The sequence below is a fragment of the Agrobacterium sp. A3-95 genome, assembly GCF_053521785.1.
Window position 1 is genome coordinate 79500 of record NZ_JBNWDR010000001.1, and the last position, 24299, is coordinate 103798.

The following is a 24299-nucleotide window of genomic DNA, read 5'->3' on the forward strand; positions in this document are numbered from 1 at the left end:
CAAAGCCGTTAAAAACCGGAGCTTTTGCCACTCAAACCCTTGCATCGGGCCCCGTCCCGTGCGAATGGCGACGCCAAAGGAACCAGCGGAGACGAGAGCGATGAGCCAGTCGGGCAAGAACGGTCTTACCTATAGTGACGCAGGTGTGGATATCGACGCCGGCAACCTGATGGTCGAAAAGATCAAACCGGCGGTGCGCTCGACGCGGCGTCCCGGCGCGGATGGCGAAATCGGCGGCTTCGGCGGCCTGTTCGATCTGAAGGCCGCAGGCTTTAACGATCCGGTTCTGGTGGCCGCCAATGACGGCGTCGGCACCAAGTTGAAGATCGCCATCGATGCAAATTTCCATGACACCGTCGGCATCGACCTCGTTGCCATGTGCGTCAACGATCTCGTCGTGCAGGGCGCAGAACCGCTGTTCTTCCTCGACTATTTCGCGACCGGCAAGCTCGACCCGGATCAGGGCGCTGCCATCGTTTCCGGCATTGCAGCCGGCTGCCGCGAATCCGGCTGTGCGCTGATCGGTGGTGAAACCGCTGAAATGCCCGGCATGTATTCCGATGGCGACTACGATCTCGCGGGCTTTGCCGTGGGTGCTGCCGAACGTGGCCAGCTTCTGCCCGCCGGCGATATTTCCGAAGGCGACGTCATTCTTGGACTTTCGTCCTCCGGCGTTCATTCCAACGGTTTTTCGCTGGTGCGCAAGATCGTTTCGATCTCCGGCCTTGACTGGGACGCCCCGGCACCCTTCGCAGATGGCAAGAAGCTTGGCGAAGCGCTGCTGACGCCGACGCGCATCTATGTAAAGCCGCTTTTGAAGGCAATCCGCGAGACCGGCGCGCTGAAGGCGCTGGCGCATATTACAGGCGGCGGCTTCCCGGAAAACATTCCGCGCGTTCTGCCCAAGCATCTCGCCGCCGAGATCGATCTCGACGCGATCGAGGTTCCGGCTGTGTTCTCGTGGCTTGCAAAAACCGGTGGCGTTGAAGCCAAAGAAATGCTGCGCACGTTCAACTGTGGTGTCGGCATGATCGTGGTCGTTTCGGCTGAAAATGCCGCCAAGGTCACCGATGCTCTGACGGCGGAAGGCGAGACCGTGTTCCCGCTCGGCCGCATGGTCGCCCGCGAAGAGGGTGCGCACGGCACGATCTACAAGGGCGCCCTCAGCCTATGATGAGCGCCGCCTCTCGATCTGGCCGCGCACGTGTCGTCGTTTTCATTTCCGGCAGCGGCTCCAACATGGTGTCGCTTGCCAAGGCCTGTCAGGAGACGGATTTTCCGGCCGAGATCGCCTGTGTAATTTCGGACAAGGCGTCGGCAGGCGGGCTGGAAAAGGCACAGGCGTTCGGTATTCCCACGCTCGTTTTCGAGCGCAAGACCTATGCCAGCAAAGCCGAGCATGAGGGCGCCATTCTGGCCGCACTTGGCGAGATTGCGCCTGATATCATCTGTCTTGCCGGTTACATGCGGCTGATCTCCGGGGATTTCATCGCCCCCTATGAAGGCCGCATCATCAATATCCACCCTTCCCTGCTGCCGCTTTTCCCCGGCCTGCACACTCACCAGCGCGCCATCGACAGCGGCATGAAGATTTCCGGCTGCACCGTACATTTTGTAACCGAAGGCATGGACGAAGGCCCGACGATCGCGCAGGGCGCGGTGCCGGTTCTTTCCGACGACACGGCCGAGACGCTGGCGGCGCGGATACTCACCGTCGAACACCAGCTTTATCCACTTGCCCTGAAGCAGCTTGCGGAAGGCAAGGTGCGGATGGAAGGTGGAAAAACAATTTCCAGCGGCGACGCAAGTAAATCCGAGTACCCCAGCCTGATTTCTATTTACTGATAAATATTTCACTAAAGTAAAAAGATACTTAAAGTGGTATTTCCTCTAAAATAAACCGAACGTTTACCATAATCATCTCTAATGCCCGCAACGGCCCCGCATTTTGGAGCCCTCCGGTCATTCAGGAGCGATTATGCTATTTTCGAGGTTTTCCCTGCCGCTTTCGGCCGTTTTACTGTTGGGTACGAGCCTGCCGCTCGCCGCCGAGCAAAGCGGCATCACAGCCTCATTGGATGCCGGCGTTCTAAACATCAAGGCCACCGAGACCTTTTACAACGGAAGCCACAAAAACAGTCAACTCGACTGGAAAACAACAAATGCCATGGCGTTACGCGGATCGCTTGGACTTGAGCTGTCGCCCGAGTGGCGCATAAAAACGGAAGGTCGAATCGGCTTTGCTGGCGATGGCTACATGACCGACTACGATTGGCTGCCTCCCTATTACAGGGATACATCGAAAACTGGATGGAGCGACCGCTCACAGCACGGCGATACCCGCCTCGACCACTACCTGACCGGAAGCATCGAACTCAACAGAACACTGCTGGAAGACCCGCTGCAGCACCTCAGTGCCGGTATCGGCTTTCGCTATACCGACGTGCAGTGGTCCGCCTATGGCGGTGACTACATCTACAGTTGGAGAGGATTTCGCAATAATGTCGGTGAGTTCAACAATCGCGAAAAAGCTATCAACTACCGGCAGCAAATCCCCGTATTTTACGGCAATGTGACCGGTGGGCGCAAATTCGGGAACTGGTCGCTGAATGCCGGCCTCGAAGGCGGCGCAATGATCTATGCGAAAGCCACGGACGATCACTGGATGCGTTCGATCCGCTTCACCGACAAATTCCATGTTGGCGGCATGTTCGGAGCAAAAGCGGGCATCGCCTATGCCCTGACTGAGAATGCCTCCCTCTACCTGGATGGCGCATACGAATATACGAGCTTCGGTCGCGGTGACAAAACCCTCACACCGACTGGCGGAACTACCGGCCTGTTTTATAAAGATACGGCGGGCGGCGATATGCAGTCGCTTTTCGTTGGGGCCGGCGTAAAGGGCAGATTCTGAGTTGAAGGCTTCCGGTTGAGGCGGGAGAAGATGTTATTATCGCACGCAGAACGAAGCTGTGGCATGCCTCGTAAAAGCGATCGATCCTCAATCTCGTCGACACCTCATCTCTGCGATGCGGACAGAACGGTCGCAACGAAAAAAGACAACTCCGGATGAGGTCAAGGCGTGGAAAGAAGAAGGCCGCAAGGAATGGCCTTTGTCGTGGACGCCTCGGTAGTCGCGGCTTGGTTCCTGCCTTACGAGGACGGCACAATCGCCGATCACGTCTCCATCATCCGCCTGGCACGAAACATGCGCTTCCCGCCTATGATGCTGCCTACCTCTCGCTTGCGATTTCGCACAATGTGCCTTTAGCAACACATGATAGGAAGCTTGCGGCTGCGGCAAAGTTGGAAAACGTTGCGTTCGCTTAAGGTTTGCGTAGAGCCGCTCGATTCAACATGGCCCACTGCAACAGAATAATCGTCTTGGAATCGGTGATTTCGCCGGACGCGATCATCGCGAAGGCTTCGTCGAGGCCGTAGGTCAGAACCTCCAGATCCTCGCCTTCGGTTTCCAGACCACCGCCGCTGCCAGCCTGCACGTCGAGATCGATGCGGGCGACAAAGAGGCTGACTTTTTCGGTGAGCGTTCCCGGGCTGGCATACATGTCGAACAGGTATTCGACCTTTTCCACCGCGTAGCCAGATTCTTCCATCGCCTCACGGCGAATGGCGTCGGCGGCGTTGTCGTCATCGAGGAGCCCCGCTGGCACTTCGATCATGAAGCTTGGATCGCCATTCACGAAGACGGCAGGGCGGAACTGGCGCACCATCACCACGCTGTCGCGTTTGGCATCGTATAGAAGGATGGCGGCGGCGCTGCCGTGATCGTGGACTTCCCTGATGATGCGGATTGTCTTGCCATCCGGCATGCGCTGGTCGAAAATGAGCTTCTGCATATGCACGAAGCCCTTCCACACCGTTTCCTTTTCTACCAGCCGGACCCTGCCGGAATCAGTGTCGGCCGGAACGTTTTTCGCTTGCGTCTGTGTCACCGGATATTCCCTTGCCTGTCGCGGAGGTGTTCAGCTTGGCCCTGTTGCGGTGCAATATCAAGCCCTTCAGGCTTCGTCGTCGCGGTGGAGCCACACCTTGTTGTCGTGGAAAGCCGCGCCGCCATAGGGGGCGACGGCATCGGCGCCCGTCAGAACATTGATACCCTCGCCGTCCAGATGCGCCTTGTTGGGCCACAACCCTTCGGCAACCAGAACGCCGGGCCTCGCACCCTCCACGATTTTCGCGTGAAGACGCACTTCGCCGCGGCCATTGCCGATACGCACGATGTCGCCATCGGCTATACCGTTGCGGGTGGCGTCCTCGGAACAGATCATCACTTCCGGACGGCCTTCCTTCTGCACGGAGGTTTTCGTTTCCGCGAAGGTGGAGTTGAGGAAGTTGCGCGCTGGCGATGTCGCCAGTCGGAAAGGATGCTCTCCGTCGGCGGTTTCGATGACATCTACCTGATCCGGGAATTTCGGAAATTGCGCAACCGGCCCCATAACGCCGATATTTTTCGGCGGTTTGTTTGGAGACGGCCCTGTCGCCCATTCGGGGCTGAAACGGAATTTTCCGTCGCCATAACCAAAGCCCTCGAGATAATGCGCCACCTCGAAAGCGGGCTGCGCATCGATCCATTTTTCTTCCGCCAACGTATCGAAATCGCCCCAGCCGCTGACTTTCAGCATATGATCGACATGGTCGCGGGCTGAAAGACCGAAGCCCGGCATATGGTCGATACCAAGACGTTTCGCCAGTTCTTCTATGACGAAGAGATTGGTGCGCACGGTTTCCGGCGGCTCCACCAGCTTGGGGCCAAGCAGAATGTGGTTCTGGCCACCGGCGCGGTAGATGTCGTCATGTTCAAGGAACATGGTGGCCGGCAGCACGATATCGGCCAACTCGGCCGTCTCCGTCATGAATTGCTCATGCACGGCAACAAAAAGATCGTTGCGCAGGAAACCCTGTTTCACCAGCCGCTGCTCGGGTGCGACATTGACGGGGTTGGTGTTCTGGATGAGCAGCGCCGTCACCGGGCCACCATGTCGCAGCGCTTCCGCATCCCCCGTCAGCACGCGGCCGATCTGCGACTGGTCGAGCTGGCGCACGTTGGGGTCGGCATAGGCTGTGCCCATCAGTTCCGCCTTGTTGAGCCGAAAGATATCGCCGTTATTGTGGAAGGCGCCGCCGCCTTCATATTGCCAGGAGCCAAGAACGGTGGCGATCGAAAGGGCGGCATGCATGGCGACCGCGCCGTTGCGCTGGCGCGCGAAACCATAACCGAGCCGGAAGAACGTCTTTTTCGTCGTGCCCACGAGCCTTGCTAAATCCTCGATTTCCTCCACGGAAAGACCGGTGATTTCGGACGCCCATTGCGGCGTCTTCGATTTCAGATGCTCTTCAAGTCCCACCGGATCGTCAGCGAAGCGCGCCATGTAATCGCGGTCGGCATAACCATCGCGGAAGGCAATGTGCATGATGGCGCAGGCGAGCGCCGCATCGGTGCCTGGACGCAGGACGATGCGCATATCGGCCTGTTTCATGGTCGGATTGTCATAGATATCGACGACGACGATCTTCGCGCCACGTTCCTTGCGGGCTTTTACCGCATGGGTCATGACGTTGACCTGCGTGGCGACAGCATTCGTGCCCCAGATGACGACGACATCGGCCTTGCCGATTTCGCGCGGATCGGGCCCGCGCAGCGCGCCTGTACCCATCACATAACCCGTCCAGGCCATGTTGGTGCAGATCGATCCGAAAAAGCCGGAATATTTCTTGGCGTGACGCAGGCGCTCGATGGAATCGCGCTGAACCTGTCCCATGGTTCCGGCATAGAAATAAGGCCAGACGGCCTCGGCGCCGTGCTTTGCCTCGGCTTTGACGAAGGCGTCGGCAACCTCGTCCAGTGCCGCCGCCCAGGATATCTCCTGCCAGTCGCCAGCACCCTTCGCACCCTTGCGGCGCTTCGGGGTCAAAAGACGGCCGGGATGATAGATACGCTCGGAGTAACGCGCCACCTTGGCGCAGATGACGCCGGCAGTGTAAGTATTGGCATTGGCGCCGCGCACGCGGCCGATGCGGCCATCGGCATTGATGTCCACTTCCAGCGCGCAGGCGCTCGGACAGTCGTGCGGACAGACCGTGTGGCCGATGCGCGTGGCACTTTCGGCTTTCGGGGCGGCGTTTTTAGCGGAAATCGGGGTCGCAAGGTTCATGTCTTTTCTATATTGCATCAGCGACGCGGCAAAAAGGCCGAAGTGACGTCCATCAAGAATATTCATCATCCCCATCGGGAAGCGAGACACATCCCATGAACTATCGCCACATCTACCACGCCGGCAATTTCGCGGATGTTCTCAAACACGCCGTTCTCGCGCGTCTCGTCCGTTACCTGCAGAACAAGGACAAGGCGTTTCGCGTGCTGGATACTCATGCCGGCATCGGCCTCTACGACCTGTCGTCGGAAGAGGCGCAGAAGACAGGCGAATGGCAGACCGGCATCGGCAAGCTGATGGACGCCGATCTGCCGGCCCCTGTCGCCGAATTGCTGGAACCCTATCTTTCCACCGTCAGGGAACTCAACCCCGAAGGCGGCATGCAGTTCTACCCCGGCTCACCGAAGCTCGCGCGCATGCTGTTCCGCCCGCAGGACAGGCTTTCGGCCATGGAACTGCACCCGGACGACGCACGCGCGCTGGCGCGTCTATTCGAGGGAGATTATCAGGTTCGGGTGACGGAGCTCGATGGCTGGCTGTCGCTTGGCGCGCATCTGCCGCCGAAGGAAAAACGCGGCCTCATCCTCGTCGATCCGCCTTTCGAGCTTGAAAATGAATATCAGCGGCTGGCGGATGGGTTGAACAAGGCATATCGGCGTTTCTCCACCGGCACCTATTGCCTGTGGTATCCGCTCAAAAAAGGCGCACCGATCAAGGATTTCCACGAGCGGCTGCAATCCTTCGATATTCCGAAGATGCTGTGCGCGGAACTTTCCGTGAAAAGCGACCGGCTGGAAGGCTTGAGCGGCTCAGGCCTCATCGTCGTCAACCCGCCCTACACGCTGAAGGACGAGCTGCACACGCTGCTGCCATTCCTGAAGACGGTGATGGCGCAGGACAGATACGCCTCGCACCGCGCCTTCTGGCTGCGCGGCGAGGAAAAGCCGGAAGAGGATTGAGGGCTTACCTCACCCCTTCCGCGCCTGTGCAAGCTGCGATCGCTCAAAGAACAGGATCACGAAAAGCGCCATGATGAACGGGATGATGAGGTAGAACAGCCGGAACACCAGCAGCGCTGCAATCACGTCAGCCGGGTTCATATCCGGCAGGCCGGTGACGAACACCAGCTCCAGCACGCCAAGCCCGCCCGGCGCGTGCGAGATGAGCGCCGCTGAAAAGGAAATCAGGAAAATCCCGAGAATGACCATGAAACCGGGATTTCCGGCTTCCGGCAGCGCGAAATAGATGATGCCTGCAGCTCCGATCAGTTCGATCGGACCGATGATCAGCTGTTGCGCCACCAGTTTCGGCACGGGATATGGCAGAAAAAACGAACCGATTTTCAGCGGCCGCAGCTTCAAAAGACTGCCGAGCACATAAAGTGCAACGATGGCGAGCAGCAGTACGCCGGTTGTCGTTGATGCTTCCACGGGCAGGATGCCAGTAAAGCGCTCGGTAATGTCCGGTTCATAGACCAGCACCAGACCGATGAGCATGATCGTTCCGATGATGAAGGTGAAGGAACAAAGGCCGACGAGAATGCCGACTTCGGCAGCGCTCAACCCTTTGGACGTATAGGCCCGGTATCGGACGACGGCACCGGAAAACACGGATGCCCCGACATTGTGGGAAAGCGCGTAGGTGGTGAAGGAGGTGAGCGTGATGAAGAACCAGTTTACCTTCCGGCCGAGATGCTGGAGAGCGATGCGGTCGTAACCGGCAAGGGCGGCATAGGCGACAAGCGTCGACAGGCCGGAGCACACCCAGTCCCGCGCGCGAATGGCCGTGAGGCTTTCCCATAGATCATCGAGTGAAAGACCGCGCAGCTCGTGATAGAGCAGCCAGGCCGAAAAACCGATCGTTGCCAGACCAATGACGGGCCAGATGTATTTCTTCAATGTCATGCGGTCATGCCCGCCTATTTCCCCCAGCTTCACCCCAACCCGATTTCCGCACTCCGCAGAAGATTCGTTCGACTCTATTCGTTATGCGGCGAAGCTTTCAACCTTTTTGCCCGTTTGCCTCGTTCACAAATTTATGTAAGACCGCTTTGTCGTCTGCGGGCGATACGAGGTCGTCCATTTTCCGGAGAACGTGCACGAAATGAAGCGTTATGCCGGTTTCATCGCCCTCGGTCTTCTGTCGCTTGCGGCCCTTTGGTTTTCGCGGGAAAATCCGGCCCCAACCGGTTCTGCAACCAACCGGCAGACCCAATCCCAAACGCAGCCCGCCGGCACTTCCAGGCCCGAAACATCCCAGCCGGAAATTGCCCGACGAGACACGGGCAAAAACCCTGTGCCCGCCGGAACAGGCTTCGATTTTTATGTGCTTTCGCTCTCCTGGTCGCCGGCGTTCTGCGCCAGCTCCGAAGGTTCCGGCAATCGCCAGCAATGCGGCAGCAACAGGCGGTACGGTTTCGTCGTGCACGGGCTCTGGCCGCAAAACGAAACCGGATACCCCGAATTCTGCACGAGCAGCGAGCCGGACCGTGTGCCCGACGCAATCGGCCGCACGATGTTCGACATCATGCCCTCCATGGGCCTGATCGGCCACCAATGGCGCAAGCACGGCGCCTGCTCCGGCCTTTCGCAGAAAGATTATTTTTCGGCAACACGAACCGCCTTCGAGGCGGTCAAGCTGCCGGAGACGATTGCCTCCGGCGCTAAAGGCGCCACCCTTTCCACCGACGCCATCGAAACCGCCTTCACCGACGCCAACCCCGGCATGTCGAAACGCGGCGTCTCGATCAGCTGCGACGGAAAACGCCTTGAGGAAGTCCGTATCTGCCTCAACAAGGACATGACATTCCGCGATTGCCCTGAGCTTGACCGCAAGGGCTGCCGCGTCAGCGCTACCGAAATCGTCCCCATTCGCTAATACCCACACATCAACATATGTCAGGACCCGACTATGGAACTGCTCTATTCCGTCACTTCCCCCTACTCCGCCAAGGTGCGCATGGCCGCCCGCCATCTCGGCATCGACATTACCAACGTCGCCGTCGACACCAATGCCGAGCCCGCGACGCTGGTTGACAACAATCCGCTCGGCAAAATTCCGGTCCTGCTTCTGGACGATGGCGGCTCGGTCTATGACAGCGTCGCGATCATGCACTATCTAGACCGCCTTTCGGGCGGCAAGCTCTACCCGAAAAAGAACGGCAAGCGCACCGAAGCGGAAATTCTGGAAGCGCTCTGCGACGGCATCATGGATTGCCTGCTGGCCATCGTTTACGAGCGCCGTTCCCGCCCGGAGGACAGAGTTCACCAGCCATGGATCGACAAGCAGTGGAAAAAGGCGGTGAAGGGTCTGGATCATCTCAACGCCAACCTGCCGAAAACCGGCAAGAAGCTGCATGGCGGACATTTCGCCCTTGCGGCGTTGATCGGTTATCTCGATCTGCGTTTTGCAGGTGAATGGGCCGAAGGGCACGAGGCGCTGGCGCAATGGCCGGAAACATTCGGCAAGCGTTTCGAAGCCTATAAGGACATGAGGGCTGCCGCCTGACGCCAATGTGAGCGCCATGCCTGGCCTGATCGCCGGGCATGGATGCTGTAACTGATGGCAAAAACAAAAAAAGCCGGGGCGTAAACCCCGGCTTTTCTTTTACCGATCCTTGAAGGATCAGAACTTGACGCCGATACCGGCCTTGACGGAGTGGTCGTCGAAGCCGCGCGAGAACGCGCCGGAGTCCAGGCTGTAGTCCTTCTTCTGGTAGTCGCTGTAGCGATATTCCAGACGGGCAGTGATGTTGTCCGTAACCATGGCTTCAACGCCGGCACCAACGGTGTAGCCGAGGGCGGTTGCGCTGTCCTTGGAGGTCGCGTCACGTACCTTGTTGTCGGAGGCTGCGAGACCAGCCGTACCGTACAGCAGGAACGGGTTCATGTCGTAACCGACGCGGGCACGCAGCGAGCCATTGACGCCCTGCTTGCCTTCGACGGCGTTGCCACCAACCGTACCAGCGGAACCGCGCTCGCGGCCGAGGTTAACGTCTGCTTCGGCACCGTAAACGATCTGGCCGTTCTGCATGTTGTAACCGCCGTAGATGCCGCCGCCGGCACCCTTGGCGTCACGGCCGTCGTTGCTGGAGCTGAAACGGCCCCAATCGTAGTTGGCGGTACCACCGAGGTAAGCGCCGGTCCAGTTCTTGACCGGAGCGGGCTGGTCGTAGGCTACCGGTGCCTGCGGCACGTCGTTTACGGCGTCAGCGGCGTGAGCAGCCGAGAAACCGGCGGCTGCAATGGTCGAAGCCATAATGGTTGCTACGAAAATACGCATGTTATTCTCCTTTCAGGACCGCGCCGTACTCAAAACATTGTTTTTAGACGCGGTAAATTCGTCGGGTTAATCGCCCCTCTGAAAATTGAATTTGATGGGAGAATGCGGAGATCAAAGAGCCAAAATGTGAATTGTTTGGGGCAGACACGTGACTAGAATTAGACGTTGCCTAATTGCCACAAGGGTTTTATTAACCCTACCGGAAACTTAATTTCCAATATATCGAATTTAAACTTAGTTATATTCAAATTAAATTTAAATTACATTACCAATAAAAATCCACACAATTCTTTTACGGCCCACGGACAGCTTGCGATTTGCGATTATATCCAGCAAATAGGGCGTGTATGAGCAAATGCAGGTCCGCTGTGAAAGAAAATATACCGAAGACAGTCTTGATAACGGGTGCCGCCCGGCGGCTCGGGCGGGCGATCGCCACGGATTTGGCCTCGCATGGCTTTGCGATTGCCGTCCACGCCAATGCCTCTATGGGGCAAGCCGAGGAATTCGCTAACGAAATAAGGCAAAAAGGCGGCAAGGCCGTTGCCGTTCAGGCGGATCTGACACAATCATCGCCAACAATGGCGCTTGTCGAACAGGCATCTTCGGCGCTCGGCCCGATAGGCGTCGTCGTCAACAATGCATCCATTTTTCTGGACGATTCGGCAGAAACGCCCGATCCGGCAATCTTCGACGCGCATTTTTCCGTGCACGTGCGGGCGCCTTCCCTCATCGCGGCCGCCTTCGTTCAGCAATTGCCTCAGGATAAATCGGGACTGATCGTCAACATCATCGATCAGCGCGTACTTGCGCTTACGCCGCGTTTTTACTCCTATACGCTTTCGAAATCGGCCCTTTGGACAGCCACACGGACGATGGCGCAGAGTTTTGCGCCGCGGGTGCGCGTCAACGCCATCGGGCCGGGTCCCTCCTTCAAAAGCGAAAGACAGGCGCCGGAGGACTTTCAGGCGCAGATCGACGGCCTTATATTAAAGCGCGGTCCGGAACCCGACGAGTTCGGGCGGACGATTCGCTTTCTTTTTGATACGCCGTCGATCACCGGACAAATGATCGCGCTCGATGGCGGCCAGCATCTTGGCTGGGAAACCCCTGATGTGGCGGAGATACCTGAATGAACGGAAAGAAGCTGCCTGACGGCGGTATTCTCTTCGATGAAACCGATGACGAAGACGACGATGCAAACCTTGCCGCGACAGACGCGACCGAGGCACCGCGCGACGTTGCCGGCATGGACTGGAATGCCGGCTGGAAAAACGAATCCGGCCTGAAGGGCATGGATCTTATCGGCGAATTCGTCAAACACCTGCCGAACTCGCCGGGTGTCTACCGCATGTTCAACGAGGCGAACGACGTTCTCTACGTCGGCAAGGCGCGCTCGCTGAAGAAGCGCGTCGGTAACTATGCCCAGGGTCGCGTGCATTCCAACCGCATTGCGCAAATGGTGCGGCTGACCGCCCATATGGAATTCGTCACCACCCGCACGGAAACCGAGGCGCTTCTCCTGGAAGCTAACCTCATCAAACGCTTGCGGCCGCGCTTTAACGTGCTTTTGCGCGACGACAAGTCATTTCCCTATATCCTGATCACAGCCGACAATCGTGCACCGGCGATTTTCAAGCACCGGGGTGCGCGGGCGCGCAAGGGCGACTACTTCGGACCCTTCGCCTCTGCCGGAGCCGTTGGACGCACGATCAACTCACTGCAACGCGCGTTCTTGATCCGCACCTGCACCGACAGCGTTTTCGAAACCCGCACGCGTCCCTGTCTTCTTTACCAGATCAAGCGCTGTTCCGGCCCCTGCACACATGAGGTGAGCGATGAGGGGTATGCGGAACTCGTCAAGGAAGCCAAGGATTTCCTGTCCGGCAAGAGCCAGAGCGTCAAGACCGCGATTGCCCGGCAGATGAACGAGGCGGCCGAGGATCTCGACTTCGAGCGCGCCGCCGTCTATCGCGACCGGCTGGCAGCGCTCTCGCACGTCCAGAGCCATCAGGGCATCAATCCGGCCGGCATCGAGGAGGCGGATGTTTTCGCCATCCATCACGAGGGCGGCATATCCTGCATCCAGGTGTTCTTTTTCCGCACCGGCCAGAACTGGGGCAACCGCGCTTATTTCCCGAAGGCCGACCCGTCCCTGCCCGGCTCGGAAATCCTCAATGCGTTCCTGGCGCAGTTTTACGACGACAAACCGGTGCCGAAGCAGATCCTGCTTTCCGAAACCGTAGAGGAACAGGAATTGCTGGCCGCTGCTCTTGGCGAAAAAGCCGGACATAAGGTTACGATCAGCGTGCCGCAGCGCGGCGAGAAGAAGGACATCACCGACCATGTTCTTGCCAATGCCCGCGAGGCGCATGGCCGCAAGCTGGCGGAAACCTCGTCTCAGGCGCGGTTGCTGAAGGGGTTCGCGGAAACCTTCAACCTTCCCTACGTGCCGCGCCGGATCGAGATTTACGACAACTCGCACATCATGGGCACCAATGCCGTGGGCGGCATGGTGGTGGCGGGGCCGGAAGGCTTCGTGAAAAACCAGTATCGCAAGTTCAACATCAAATCGACCGACATCACTCCCGGTGACGACTTCGGCATGATGCGTGAGGTCATGACCCGCCGCTTCTCGCGCCTGTTGAAGGAAGAGGGCAAGCCCGACCGCGCGCAGACGCTGACGCCCACACCCGAGGAAGCCGCGGACATGCCCTTCCCCGCCTGGCCGGACGTTATCCTGATCGATGGTGGTCAGGGACAGATGACGGCGGTGCGTGCCATCCTCGATGAGCTCGACATTCGCGACAGCGTGATTGCCATCGGCGTCGCCAAGGGTGTGGACCGCGAGGCGGGCCGCGAGCGCTTCTTTGCGGATGGCCGCAGCGATTTTTCCCTGCCGCCGCGCGATCCCGTGCTTTACTTCATCCAGCGCATGCGCGACGAGGCCCACCGTTTTGCCATCGGCTCACACCGGGCGCGACGCAAGAAGGAAATGGTGCGCAATCCGCTGGATGAAATTTCGGGGATCGGCCCAGGACGCAAGCGCTCGCTGCTGCAGCATTTCGGTACGGCCAAGGCGGTTTCACGCGCAGGCCTCAACGATCTGATGAATGTCACCGGCATTTCAGAAGCAGTAGCGCGGCAAATCTACAATCACTTCCATGAGAGCAGTGGCGATTGAAGGCGCACTGTCGCAACGAACTGCTAAAAAAACATAATAACGTGTTGACCCTATGCGTCAGGGGCGGCATCAAGGCAGCTTATCCAGACTGACAGGTTTCCCATGGCTTCGCGCGCATACAGCATTCCCAACCTTCTCACCTATGCCCGCATTCTGGCGGTTCCCGTCATCGTTTTGTGTTTTTACATCGAAGGAAAGCTGGAAAGCTCGGATTTTGCGCGCTGGACGGCCCTCTGGCTGTTCATCGTCGCCTCGCTGACCGATTTTCTGGATGGTTATTTGGCGCGTATCTGGAATCAGACCTCCAATATCGGCCGCATGCTGGACCCGATCGCCGACAAGCTGCTGGTCGCCTCGGTGCTGCTCTTGATGGCAGCCGACGGCACCATTGCCGGCTGGTCGCTCTGGGCCGCCATCACCATTCTCTGCCGCGAAATTCTGGTCTCGGGCCTGCGTGAATATCTCGCGGCGCTGAAGGTCAGCGTTCCCGTCACCCGCATCGCGAAGTGGAAGACCACCATCCAGATGGTGGCCATCGCCTTTCTTCTCGCAGGTCCCGCGGGCGACAAGGTTCTGCCCTACACGACCGAGATGGGAATTACGCTTCTCTGGCTTGCAGCAGCGCTGACCATGTACACCGGCTACGACTACTTCAAGGCTGGTCTCAAGCACATCGTGGACGAAGAATGATGGCGCGGATCGTTTATTTCGCCTGGGTTCGCGAAAAGATCGGCACGGCGGAAGAGGAGCTGGATATCCCCTCCTCCGTTACCACGGCCGGTGAGCTGATCGCCTATCTCTCAACCCTTGGTGAAAACTACGAAGCCGCCTTCGAATTTCCGGATGTGATCCGCGTTGCGGTGAATCAGGAACATGTTGAACATGACGAGAGCATTGCCGGTGCGCGCGAGATCGGCATTTTCCCGCCCATGACGGGGGGATAACCGGATGCAGCCGACGGTCCGCGTGCAGGCACAGGATTTCGACGCTGCGGAAGAAACCCGCAGGCTGACGGAAGGCGACAAGAGCATTGGCGCGGTGGTGGCCTTCACCGGGCTTTGTCGCGATGATGGAGGCACGCTCGCGGCGCTGGAACTCGAGCATTATCCCGGCATGGCCGAAGCGGAAATGACCCGCATCGCGCAACTCGCCATCGAACGCTTCGACCTCCTCGGCCTCACCGCCATTCATCGCCATGGCAAGATCGCCACCGGCGAGAATATCGTCCTCGTCATTGCCGCTTCCCGGCACCGGCAGGCCGCCTTCGACGGCGCAAATTTCGTGATGGACTACCTCAAGACGTCCGCCCCATTCTGGAAAAAGGAACACGGCAAGGATGGCACGAAGGGCGACTGGGTTGCCGCAAAGACGACCGACGACACGGCCAAGGACAAATGGCGGTAACGCTTTGTGTTTTCCCGCACTTCCGGACGAAAACCGGACGCCACCCCTCCTGGAAATGCTCTAGGGCGCTTCCACCCTGCTACGCATGACGATCAGCCAGCCCACCAGAAGTGCCAGAACCGCCGCATCACGCCAGATAACCGGGCCGTAACCGACCCATAGCGTTTCCGCGAACCCGACGGCAGCAGCCCCGAGCGCGCAGACGAGCGGGCTTGCATAACCGCCCGCTGCCGAAATCAGCACGACTTTCAGGCCGAACACCAGACCGGCACCGAAATCCATGGTGCCGTAATAAAACGTGGCGAGGACGCCGGCGATGGCGGCAAGCAGACCCGCTGCACAGTAGGACAGCAGGAACACCCTGCCTGCATTTACCCCGCACAGTGACGCGGCGAAAGCATCGTCCGACACCGCCTTCCAGCGTCTGCCAAAGCCGGAACGCTGGAGGTAGAAAGTGCCTGCGAGAATGAGCAGGCAGAAGACAGCCGTGTTCATCATCTGCATCGACGTCAGAGTGACGGCGAAGCTTCCATCGGCCCAGAATCGCACCGGTTCCGACAAAAGCGGTGGCAGCCATAATTGCCGCGTGCCGGCGGCAAGTCTGGCACTTTCGGTGAGCGCGATCAGCACGCCAATGGAGGCGACCGTCACCGCATTGGGGGAGGCTTTCGCCAGGGGCCGCATCACCGCCCTGCCGATGAAAGCCGCCGCCCACAGACCGCCGAAAAGACCGGCCCCTGCCCCAAGCGCGAGTGTTGCAGGCAAGATCAGCCACAGCCGGTTCCAGCCAAAATCGGCAAACAGCAGACAGGTCTGACCGGCGAAAGCGAAGATCGCGCCATAGGTGACATCGGCCCGTTTCGTGACCGAAAAGGCGATGGCATAGCCGAACGCCAGAACCGCATAAAGCGAGGCTACCGGTACGGCATTCAGCAATTGTTGCAGGAAATAAGCCAATCCGTCCTCCCCATCGCATTATAACTGTTAAAATCCATTTTGATAGTTATAATGTCGCCATGACATTTCGCTGGACAGAACATCGTTTCGCAGGCGGCGCATTGGCCCTCGATGTCGCCAATAGCGTCATCCTGCGCGCGGACGCGGCAAAATCGGTCGACCGTTTTGCTGTGCCTGAGCAGATCGCCACCTTTGCCGAGGCGTCGACCCGACTCGGAGCGGAGCGCGACAGGTTTCCCGCACTCATCGCGCCCGAAGCGGACATGAGGCAGGTATTTCTCGATCTTCGCGAGGCGATCGACGATTATTTCCGCTCTTCGATGACGAGTGGCGACGATGACGACGGTCGGCTGGCCGGGCTTCTCTTCGCATGCGGCACGGCACTACGGTTGTTTCCCCTGCGAGAGAGCCTTGCCAATGCGACCGCCCATTCAGCTCTGTCGCTGCTTGCGGCGGAGACGCGGAAACGGCTGCGGATTTGCGGCAATTGCGGTTGGCTTTTCATCGACCGCAGCAAGAACAGAAGCCGCATCTGGTGCGACATGACGGTGTGCGGCAACCGGCAGAAAGCCAGCCGGCATTATCACCGCAAGAAGGAAGCGCAGGCATGAAAGGAATAACCATTCCGTTGCTGGCGATCACTATGGTGCTCGGTCTTTCCGGTTGTCAGCGGGACGAGCCGCGCGATGTCGCGAAGGTTTCCGGCCGCATGTTCGTCTTTAACTACCGTGTGGCGATTGCCACCTACCTCGTGACCTTGCAGCGCATCGCCCCCATCCGCGACGGCAGCACACTGGAAGCGACCTTCGAAAATCCCCGCGGCGGCACCGAGCTGACGACCAGGGAGAAGATTTTCCCGGCAGATGAAAAGATCGCCGTTCAAAGTCCGCCGGTCGAATGCGTCAAACAGGACCGCCCCTACAAGGTCACGATCCGCATCAAAGGGCCGGAAGGCGATGTATTGCAGACGATAGAGACCACCATCCGCTCCGACACCGACCAGTCGCTCCTTCCCGCCAAACCGCTGACGGTAGGGCCGCTCTACACACCCAATCCGGACGTGTTCAAAGCGGACGGCACGACGGATATGCGGCCTGTCGAGGGGTGTCCGGCGTCGTGACGATCGTCGGAGGAGACGAAGCGAAAATTGAACCTCCCCTCATTCCTGTGCTTGTCACAGGAATCTAGCCAGCCCACGTCCTTGGGCTGGACAGACTATTTCGCCGCGCGGACGCGCGTCGGCTGGATTCCTGTGACAAGCACAGGAATGAGGGGGGGCGGATGCTCGGCACAGGAAACAATCTACCTGCAAATAATACAAAAAAACGGAGCCTTTCGGCTCCGTTTCATCGAGTCTTTTCAGCGGCTTCATGCCATCGCCTGAGAGGGCGATTCAAGCCGTTGATATTTTGAATCAGCCAACGATTTCGGTTTCGGCGAACCAGTAGGCGATTTCCTGTGCGGCGGTTTCAGGAGCGTCCGAACCGTGAACGGAGTTTTCGCCGATGGAAAGCGCGAAGCTCTTGCGGATGGTGCCTTCAGCAGCCTGGGCCGGGTTGGTTGCGCCCATGATTTCGCGGTTCTTGAGGATAGCGTTTTCGCCTTCCAGAACCTGAACGATGGTCGGGCCGGAGGTCATGCCTTCAACGAGTTCGCCGAAGAAGGGACGCTCTTTGTGAACGGCGTAGAAGCCTTCGGCTTCGCGCTTGCTCATCCAGACGCGCTTGGAGGCGACGATGCGCAGACCGTTGTCTTCAAATACCTTGGTGATCGCGCCAGTCAGGTTACGCTTGGTTGCGTCCGGCTTGATCATCGAAAATGTGCGTTCAATCGCCATGTGTCCGTTTCCTTTTCCTATAGAGAAAGTGGGCGGTCTTTACCCGCCCAAAGGCCCGAAAACAAGGGGGATCAACCACATTGCGACGATGGCTGCAGACATTTCACGCCGCTGTCACACTGCGGCCTCTGGCGTCGTGGAGGTCAAGGCAGCCTTCGAACCAGTCACGGACGGGGTCGTTTTCGGAAAACAGATCCGCTCCGGTGGTAATCCTTGCCCATTGCAGCGCACCGAAAACAATGTAATCCGCAAACAGCGGCGATGAGCCGCCGATGAAAGGCTGGAAGCCCAGCATGCGGCGGATCGGCGCCAGGAGCGCTGGGAAGGCCGCGATTTCCGCCTCACGGTTCGCCACCACATCCTCGAGTGTCCGGCCGAGCGCCTTCGTCCTGCTGTCGCGGAAATAAAGGCGGTCAGGCTCGTCAAGCATATTGTGGATATCGAGCACGGCAATGCGGGTGATGGCCGGGTGCAGCACCGTCTGCGACCAGCTTTCAACGAAACGCGCCATCGCCTTGCCGCCTTCCCCGTTAAACAGCGACGGCCGCTCCGGATAGGCCTCATCCAGATAAAGGGCGATCTCGAAACTGTCGCTCACCAGCTGGTCGCCATCACGAAGGATCGGCACGGTCCTCGAAAAACCGTCCTCCACCGTCGGGATGACCGTGAAGGGCAAGGGACGCTCCTCGAAATCCAGCCCCTTATGCGCCAGCGAAAGCACGGTTTTCCAGCAATGGGGAGAAAACGGCCGTGCGCTATCGCTTCCGCAAAGTGAATATAAGGTTCTGGAGGTCGTCATAGGCTGCACCCTCTTCTGCTACATCGATGATGCGATATAAAAACGACCGCCGCCTGAAATCAAATCAGGATTTGTCATACTACTGATCAAAAACCGCATCCGGCGCGCAACCGTCCCCTCCACGAGAATTGGGGTCTCACCGCAATGAAAACCTCGTCAGGTTTAGCCTATTTTAAACCGTTGCTTGTAAGAATAATCGTGTTCAACAATCGGTTATCACCGGTGCATTCATAATTTATTGGTATTGGGGCTGTCAGTGACGTCAACGACGGGCGATAAAAAACGCGAGAAGGCAAGGAACGGTCTCGTCTTTACAAAAATTGCTCAGTTCATCGACAAGATGAATATTGCACCGCTGCCGCGAAACTACGAACTGATCTACGAAATATTGTCGGGGCATAACCCGGCGATGGGACGTGATATTCTCGCCCTTGGCAACGCGCCGCAACAGCATGAAATCGATATTGTCGGCCAGAGACACAATCTGCCGGGTTTTTCGAAGATCGAGGCCGAGCAGATGGCAGCGACGGCTTTTGAAACGCTGAAGCAGATTTCCGCGCGACTGGAAGCCGGCCTGCAACGCACCGAAACATTTATTGCCAGTCTTTCCGGGCAAGATCACTCCGAGCTGCCTGCAACGGAGCGGCTTGCGCAATTGATGGGCGATATTCACGAGGAACAAACGAGTCTCCGGCATTTCGTTTCCATGGGGCTGATGAAAATCCGCGAGGTTGAGAAAAGCCGGACAGATCTTCAGGCGAGTTCCCTGCGTGATGCCTTGACGGCGCTTCCCAACCGGGCGGCTTTCCTCGAGAAGCTCGGCGACCTGTTTTCGGGCGATCAGGGGGCATCAGCCACATCGCTTGTGCTGCTCAACATCGACCATTTCCGCGAAATCAACGGCAAATACGGCCCCACCGCCGGCAACAAGGCGCTGCGCCGGCTAGCAGCGCTTTTCCGCAAGACGATCAAGAAGGACGATTTCGTTGCCCGCATCGGCGGAAACGAGTTCGCTTTTCTGTTCGCCGACGTCTCGCAAAATACAGCTGAAGCAATTGCAGAGCGGTTGCGGCAGAACGTCGAGGCGCTACGTTTCGTCACCAGTGAGGGCGACGGCGAGCATCTGACCGTCTCGATCGGCGTTGCGGCAGTGGACTGCACCGCGACATCAGCGGAATTTTTCAGCCATGCCGAGCTCGCCCTACTGTCCGCACGCTGCGGCACGCGCAATTGCGTCATAGGCTACTCCCGGGACGTGGCTCAACGCAGCCGCAGCAGCTATCTGGCGCAGCTCGGCTGTTGAAGCTGCATATCTGATCTGGTGTGGCGCGCGCGCTCTTGCCTTGGCCACGCAGTTCGGCCAAAACGGCGCCATGATTACGATTACCGATCTCTCCGCCCGCATCGCCGGGCGCCTGCTTCTCGACCACGCCAGCGTGACGCTTCCGGCTGGCGTGAAGGTGGGCCTCGTTGGCCGCAACGGCGCCGGCAAATCCACTCTTTTCCGGGTCATCACCGGTGACTTTTCAGCGGAAAGCGGTTCGGTAACGATCCCGAAACTGGCGCGCATCGGCCAGGTTGCGCAGGAAGCGCCGGGAACGGAAGAATCGCTGATTTCCATCGTGCTTTCCGCCGACAAGGAGCGCAGCGCGCTGCTGGCCGAGGCGGAAACCGCAACAGACCCGCACCGGATCGCAGAAATTCAGGTGCGGTTGGTCGATATCGACGCGCATTCGGCGGAAGCCCGTGCGTCCAGCATTCTTGCCGGTCTTGGCTTCGATCACGAGGCGCAGCTTCGCCCCGCCTCTTCGTTCTCCGGCGGCTGGCGTATGCGCGTGGCGCTCGCGTCCGTGCTGTTTGCCGAACCCGACCTCCTGCTGCTCGACGAGCCGACCAACTATCTCGACCTCGAAGGCACGCTCTGGCTGGAAGACTATATCCGGCGTTATCCGCATACCGTCATCATCATCAGCCACGACCGCGATCTGCTGAACAATGCCGTCAATTCCATCGTGCATCTGGACCAGAAGAAACTGACCTTCTATCGCGGCGGATATGACCAGTTCGAGCGCCAGAAAGCCGAAGCAGACGAATTGCAGATGAAGGCGAAGGTGAAAAACGACGCCGCGCGCAAACATCTGCAAAGCTTCATCGACCGTTTTCGCGCCAAGGCCACCAAAGCGCGCCAGGCGCAGAGCCGTATCAAGGCGCTGGAGCGCATGGGCACCGTCGCCGCCGTGATCGAGGACCACGTCCAGCCGATCACGTTCCCGGAGCCGGAAAAGCAGCCCGCCTCACCCATCGTCGCCATCAATGGCGGTGCGGTGGGTTACGAGCCGGGCAAATCCATTCTGAAGCAGCTCAATCTTCGCATCGATAATGACGACCGCATCGCGCTGCTCGGTTCCAACGGCAACGGCAAGTCAACGTTTGCGAAATTCATCTCCGGCAGGCTTGCGCCGCAGGCGGGCGATCTTCGCATCGCCCCCGGCCTGAAGATCGGCTTCTTTGCGCAGCATCAGCTAGACGATCTCGTGCCGGACCAGACACCGGTCGAACATGTGCGCAAGCTGATGCCGCTGGCATCTGAAGCGCAGGTGCGGGCACGGGTGGCACAGATGGGCCTTGCGACGGAGAAGATGGCGACGGCGGCGAAAGACCTTTCCGGCGGTGAAAAGGCCCGGCTGCTGATGGGACTTGCGGCCTTCCATGCGCCAAATCTGCTCATCCTCGACGAACCGACCAACCATCTCGACATCGACAGTCGTCGGGCGCTGATCGAAGCGCTGAACGATTATAACGGCGCCGTCATCCTCATCTCGCACGACCGGCATCTCATCGAGGCCACTGTCGACCGCCTGTGGCTGGTGGCCGACGGCACGGTGAAGACCTTTGAAGGCGACATGGAGGAATATCGCGACCTCGTCGTCTCTTCCGGAAAAAAGAAGGAAGAAAAGACAGAAGCCGCCGCCGACCAGACATCGAAAGCCGACCAGCGCAAGGCCAACGCCGAAAAACGCGCCCAGCTTGCGCCGCTGAAGAAAAAGATCAATGAAATCGAATCTTTGACGGCGAAGCTTGAGAAAATGATTCAGGCGCTCGACAACGAACTGGCGGACCCTGCTTTGTACGAAAAGGCACCTGCCAAGGCCGCGCAGAAAGTCAAAGAGCGTGGCGAAGCCGCGAGCAAGCTTTCAGACGCCGAGGAGCAGTGGCTGATGCTTTCGAGCGAATATGAGGATGCAATGACGCAGTGATGCGTCATGATGCTGGTGCGAAAATCTAAGCGCACTCCCTGCGAGGCTGTAGCCGCTCCAGCGGCACGGCCGGCGAATAAAGATAGCCCTGACCGAAACGGATTCCCATCTGCATGAGCAGCCTGCTCTGCTCTTCCGTTTCTATACCTTCCGTCACCAGCGTGGCGCCGTAACGTTCGGCGCTTTCGAAGGCGAGCGCGATGGCCTCCCGGAACCGCGATTGTTCAAGCCGGGACGTCATCCAGTGATCGATCTTGACCTCCTCGAAGGGGAACCGCGCAAGCAGGGTGAGTGCCGCATAACCGGTGCCAAAATCATCGAGCGCCAGCCGCACGCCCGCTTCGCTCAGCCTGTCGAAATTCTGCTGCACGATGTCGATGGCCGGTATCCTGCTCATCTCCGTCACTTCGATCGACAGACGGTGCGCCGGGACCCCCATCTCGTTCAAAAAGGCCACAACCCGCTCTCCGAAGCCCGCAGTGGCAAAAGACGTTGCTGAAATGTTCACCGCCAGATGAAAGTCCGGGTCGAGACCCCGCAGGTCGATGAGGTCGCGGACGACGGCTTCGATCGTCGACCATTCAAACTCCACCAGCAGCCGGTGACGCTCGGCAATCTCCAGCACATAATAGGGCGAAAGCGGCTGTCCGCACGCATCCACGGCCCGTAAAAGAGCCTCCGCGCCAATCATGCGGCGATTGTGCATTTCGAATTTCGGCTGATAAAATATCGGCGGCTTGCCGGATCTGATCCAGTTGACCAGCATCTGGCGCACCCCCTCGTCCCGCGTGGCCTTATCGGCAAAGGAGAAGGGGAATATCTGCACCGGATTTTCGCTTCCTCGCAGCGCAAGACTAAGCTGCCGGAGGAAGGAAGCCACGTTCTGCCGGGAAAGCTTATCCAGATTAGCGGCACCGATTTTCAGATGCGGCACCGGTTCTGGATCCGCAGACCGTGAAAATGTACTTAACCCGTCGTGGAGACGCATTATCAGCCTTGTGCTTTCCGACTTCTCGAGCGAAATCCCCGACATGACGACTGCAAGCGTGGTATCGCCGAACATGAAGCTGCGCGGTGCATTGGAACTCGACAGCAGGCCGTTGTCATCGTTACAGATTTCCTGTGCCAGCCTCGGCCAGAAAAGATCGCCCCAATCCTCGCCCTGGCAGGCGGCGACATCGGCCATATTGACGATTTCTATGAGAAGGAGAGCGTGCGGAACGGCCGGCTCCTGCCGCATCACGACTTCGATATGGTCTTTGAGGGCGCGCCTGTTGGGCAGGCCCGTCAACGAATCCGTCCGCGCCGCAGCATCGCGTTTCCTTGCCTCTTCACGCGCCCGCGCCTCGCTGCGCAGCAACAGAAACAGACAGGCGATCATCGGCAACCCGACCAACGAGCCGAAGATGCGCCGTCCGACGTTACTGAGAAAAACGTCCTGGTTTATCATGCTGAGACTGTAGGTCACGCAAACAGCGAACAACGCCGCGAAAATCCTGACCGCGAATACGCCGAAGACCTCGCGGACGCCGAGTTCAGTGAGACTGCGCCGGCGCATCCAGCCATACATTGCCATCCCGAAAGCCGAGATAATGCTCATATCCAGAAAAGCGGCCCCAAAGAGTGCCGGACCACCAAACAAAAATCGCCCTGCGGAGACGAGCGCCAGGCTTATCAAGCCGCCTTGCCAGGACCCCAACACGCCAGCCAGGAACAGCAGGTCAGAGCGGATATAGGGCTTGGAAGGCAGCTTGATGAACTCGGATACCAGTAGCGTCAGCAAGAAACCGGTAACCCCGAAGATGATGCCGTAATAGATTTTATAACGAGCGTCATCGAGAGCGATGTTTCGCTGCAGAAGGATCAGCACCGACACCATGCCGACAAGGGCCGCAGCCTGGAGCAGCAGGAACGGCAACTCGGCGGCTGACGCAGCCGCCTGGGCGGCGATCAATTCCATCATCTCTGCATGTCCCCCGGTCATTACTATTCTTTTGCCGTGGTTCCGGCGTTTGACCTTCACAAATCCCGCGTTTACGCAGGAAAATCAGTACATATAGCCAATCGCTCCACACGACCTGTCGCTCCACCGCGGGCTGCCCCCGGCGAAATCGCCGGACAGGTGCCAACAGCAAGCGACTGACAAGACACGAGTTCGAGTACCTCCTCACCGCCGGCGTCGCACAATGCCGAGCAGGAAAATCAAGAAACGAAGCGAAGCGCCAACCAACAACCGAACGAAAAAACCATCGAGACAGTCTAACTAACGTATTTTACGTCGACACTAAAGAACTTAGTGTAGATAAGATGCGATAATTACGCTTTATGTATTTAGTTGACAATTGCCTTCGTTGAAATCCTGAAAATCCATATAACGATGTATTTTCAATTCTGATTATAATACATT

23 protein-coding genes are annotated in these 24299 nt (G+C 58.5%); 15 read left to right on the forward strand and 8 right to left on the reverse strand.

The window, feature by feature from the left end:
- Window positions 1-100 precede the first annotated feature (100 nt).
- The 3 genes from purM (at window position 101) to ACQZ5Y_RS00400 (ending at window position 2914) form a co-directional block, all read left to right on the forward strand.
- Window positions 101-1174 carry a phosphoribosylformylglycinamidine cyclo-ligase gene (purM, locus tag ACQZ5Y_RS00390; protein WP_003512456.1) on the forward strand — a complete coding sequence of 358 codons (1074 nt, stop codon included), beginning with the start codon at window positions 101-103 and terminating at the stop codon, window positions 1172-1174.
- Window positions 1171-1845: a phosphoribosylglycinamide formyltransferase gene (gene purN / locus ACQZ5Y_RS00395; protein ID WP_174049326.1), complete on the forward strand. Its 675-nt coding sequence runs from the start codon at window positions 1171-1173 to the stop codon at window positions 1843-1845. The genes purM and purN overlap by 4 nt, the downstream gene beginning before the upstream one ends.
- A 133-nt stretch (window positions 1846-1978) precedes the next feature.
- Window positions 1979-2914 (forward strand): omptin family outer membrane protease, encoded by a 936-nt coding sequence (locus ACQZ5Y_RS00400; protein WP_174049371.1) that lies wholly within the window; start codon window positions 1979-1981, stop codon window positions 2912-2914.
- A gap of 412 nt (window positions 2915-3326) precedes the next feature.
- Here the strand turns inward: ACQZ5Y_RS00400 and ACQZ5Y_RS00405 are convergent, their stop codons facing one another.
- Complete coding sequence (locus ACQZ5Y_RS00405; RefSeq protein WP_025593009.1) at window positions 3327-3953, reverse strand: NUDIX domain-containing protein; 627 nt, start codon at window positions 3951-3953, stop codon at window positions 3327-3329.
- 66 nt (window positions 3954-4019) lie between these two features.
- Window positions 4020-6239: a molybdopterin-containing oxidoreductase family protein gene (locus tag ACQZ5Y_RS00410; protein ID WP_174049325.1), complete on the reverse strand. Its 2220-nt coding sequence runs from the start codon at window positions 6237-6239 to the stop codon at window positions 4020-4022.
- A gap of 29 nt (window positions 6240-6268) precedes the next feature.
- Between ACQZ5Y_RS00410 and ACQZ5Y_RS00415 the strand changes: the two genes are divergently transcribed.
- Window positions 6269-7132 (forward strand): 23S rRNA (adenine(2030)-N(6))-methyltransferase RlmJ, encoded by an 864-nt coding sequence (locus tag ACQZ5Y_RS00415; RefSeq protein ID WP_003512446.1) that lies wholly within the window; start codon window positions 6269-6271, stop codon window positions 7130-7132.
- Between the two features lie 9 nt (window positions 7133-7141).
- Here ACQZ5Y_RS00415 and ACQZ5Y_RS00420 read toward each other — a convergent pair whose 3' ends face one another.
- Window positions 7142-8077 (reverse strand): lysylphosphatidylglycerol synthase domain-containing protein, encoded by a 936-nt coding sequence (locus ACQZ5Y_RS00420; RefSeq protein WP_174049324.1) that lies wholly within the window; start codon window positions 8075-8077, stop codon window positions 7142-7144.
- A gap of 199 nt (window positions 8078-8276) precedes the next feature.
- On the opposite strand from ACQZ5Y_RS00420, the gene ACQZ5Y_RS00425 reads away from it, so the two are divergent.
- Together ACQZ5Y_RS00425 and ACQZ5Y_RS00430 are read left to right on the forward strand one after the other, a co-directional pair.
- Entirely contained in the window at window positions 8277-9050 is a 774-nt protein-coding gene (locus ACQZ5Y_RS00425) for a ribonuclease T2 family protein (RefSeq protein WP_113157607.1), read from the forward strand.
- A 33-nt stretch (window positions 9051-9083) separates the two neighbouring features.
- Window positions 9084-9680, forward strand: coding sequence for a glutathione S-transferase (locus ACQZ5Y_RS00430; protein ID WP_003512441.1), 597 nt, complete (start codon window positions 9084-9086; stop codon window positions 9678-9680).
- Between the two features lie 117 nt (window positions 9681-9797).
- Here ACQZ5Y_RS00430 and ACQZ5Y_RS00435 read toward each other — a convergent pair whose 3' ends face one another.
- Window positions 9798-10454, reverse strand: coding sequence for an outer membrane protein (locus ACQZ5Y_RS00435; RefSeq protein WP_003512439.1), 657 nt, complete (start codon window positions 10452-10454; stop codon window positions 9798-9800).
- 347 nt (window positions 10455-10801) lie between these two features.
- On the opposite strand from ACQZ5Y_RS00435, the gene ACQZ5Y_RS00440 reads away from it, so the two are divergent.
- From ACQZ5Y_RS00440 to ACQZ5Y_RS00460, 5 genes are all read left to right on the forward strand, one after another.
- Window positions 10802-11590: an SDR family oxidoreductase gene (locus ACQZ5Y_RS00440; protein ID WP_003512437.1), complete on the forward strand. Its 789-nt coding sequence runs from the start codon at window positions 10802-10804 to the stop codon at window positions 11588-11590.
- Entirely contained in the window at window positions 11587-13638 is a 2052-nt protein-coding gene (gene uvrC / locus ACQZ5Y_RS00445) for an excinuclease ABC subunit UvrC (protein ID WP_003512435.1), read from the forward strand. Before ACQZ5Y_RS00440 ends, uvrC begins: the two co-directional genes overlap by 4 nt.
- Before the next feature lie 102 nt (window positions 13639-13740).
- Window positions 13741-14328 carry a CDP-diacylglycerol--glycerol-3-phosphate 3-phosphatidyltransferase gene (gene pgsA / locus ACQZ5Y_RS00450; RefSeq protein ID WP_003512433.1) on the forward strand — a complete coding sequence of 196 codons (588 nt, stop codon included), beginning with the start codon at window positions 13741-13743 and terminating at the stop codon, window positions 14326-14328.
- Complete coding sequence (moaD, locus tag ACQZ5Y_RS00455) at window positions 14328-14582, forward strand: molybdopterin converting factor subunit 1 (RefSeq protein WP_019565410.1); 255 nt, start codon at window positions 14328-14330, stop codon at window positions 14580-14582. Before pgsA ends, moaD begins: the two co-directional genes overlap by 1 nt.
- A gap of 4 nt (window positions 14583-14586) precedes the next feature.
- Window positions 14587-15042: a molybdenum cofactor biosynthesis protein MoaE gene (locus tag ACQZ5Y_RS00460; RefSeq protein WP_013635855.1), complete on the forward strand. Its 456-nt coding sequence runs from the start codon at window positions 14587-14589 to the stop codon at window positions 15040-15042.
- A gap of 60 nt (window positions 15043-15102) precedes the next feature.
- Here the strand turns inward: ACQZ5Y_RS00460 and ACQZ5Y_RS00465 are convergent, their stop codons facing one another.
- Window positions 15103-15999 (reverse strand): branched-chain amino acid ABC transporter permease, encoded by an 897-nt coding sequence (locus ACQZ5Y_RS00465; RefSeq protein ID WP_174049323.1) that lies wholly within the window; start codon window positions 15997-15999, stop codon window positions 15103-15105.
- Window positions 16000-16058: 59 nt separating this feature from the next.
- On the opposite strand from ACQZ5Y_RS00465, the gene ACQZ5Y_RS00470 reads away from it, so the two are divergent.
- Window positions 16059-16610, forward strand: coding sequence for a CGNR zinc finger domain-containing protein (locus ACQZ5Y_RS00470; protein WP_013635854.1), 552 nt, complete (start codon window positions 16059-16061; stop codon window positions 16608-16610).
- Window positions 16607-17119, forward strand: coding sequence for a hypothetical protein (locus ACQZ5Y_RS00475; protein WP_013635853.1), 513 nt, complete (start codon window positions 16607-16609; stop codon window positions 17117-17119). Before ACQZ5Y_RS00470 ends, ACQZ5Y_RS00475 begins: the two co-directional genes overlap by 4 nt.
- A gap of 294 nt (window positions 17120-17413) precedes the next feature.
- Here the strand turns inward: ACQZ5Y_RS00475 and ndk are convergent, their stop codons facing one another.
- Entirely contained in the window at window positions 17414-17836 is a 423-nt protein-coding gene (gene ndk, locus ACQZ5Y_RS00480; RefSeq protein WP_003502118.1) for a nucleoside-diphosphate kinase, read from the reverse strand.
- 103 nt (window positions 17837-17939) lie between these two features.
- On the reverse strand, window positions 17940-18635 hold the full coding sequence (locus ACQZ5Y_RS00485) for a glutathione S-transferase family protein (RefSeq protein ID WP_038490568.1): 696 nt from the start codon (window positions 18633-18635) through the stop codon (window positions 17940-17942).
- 256 nt (window positions 18636-18891) lie between these two features.
- On the opposite strand from ACQZ5Y_RS00485, the gene ACQZ5Y_RS00490 reads away from it, so the two are divergent.
- Entirely contained in the window at window positions 18892-19938 is a 1047-nt protein-coding gene (locus ACQZ5Y_RS00490) for a GGDEF domain-containing protein (RefSeq protein ID WP_174049322.1), read from the forward strand.
- A 70-nt stretch (window positions 19939-20008) separates the two neighbouring features.
- A complete protein-coding gene (locus ACQZ5Y_RS00495; RefSeq protein WP_174049321.1) occupies window positions 20009-21892 on the forward strand; it encodes an ABC-F family ATP-binding cassette domain-containing protein in 1884 nt (627 codons plus the stop codon).
- Window positions 21893-21917: 25 nt separating this feature from the next.
- Here the strand turns inward: ACQZ5Y_RS00495 and ACQZ5Y_RS00500 are convergent, their stop codons facing one another.
- A complete protein-coding gene (locus ACQZ5Y_RS00500) occupies window positions 21918-23855 on the reverse strand; it encodes an EAL domain-containing protein (protein WP_174049320.1) in 1938 nt (645 codons plus the stop codon).
- Between the last annotated feature and the right edge of the window lie 444 nt (window positions 23856-24299).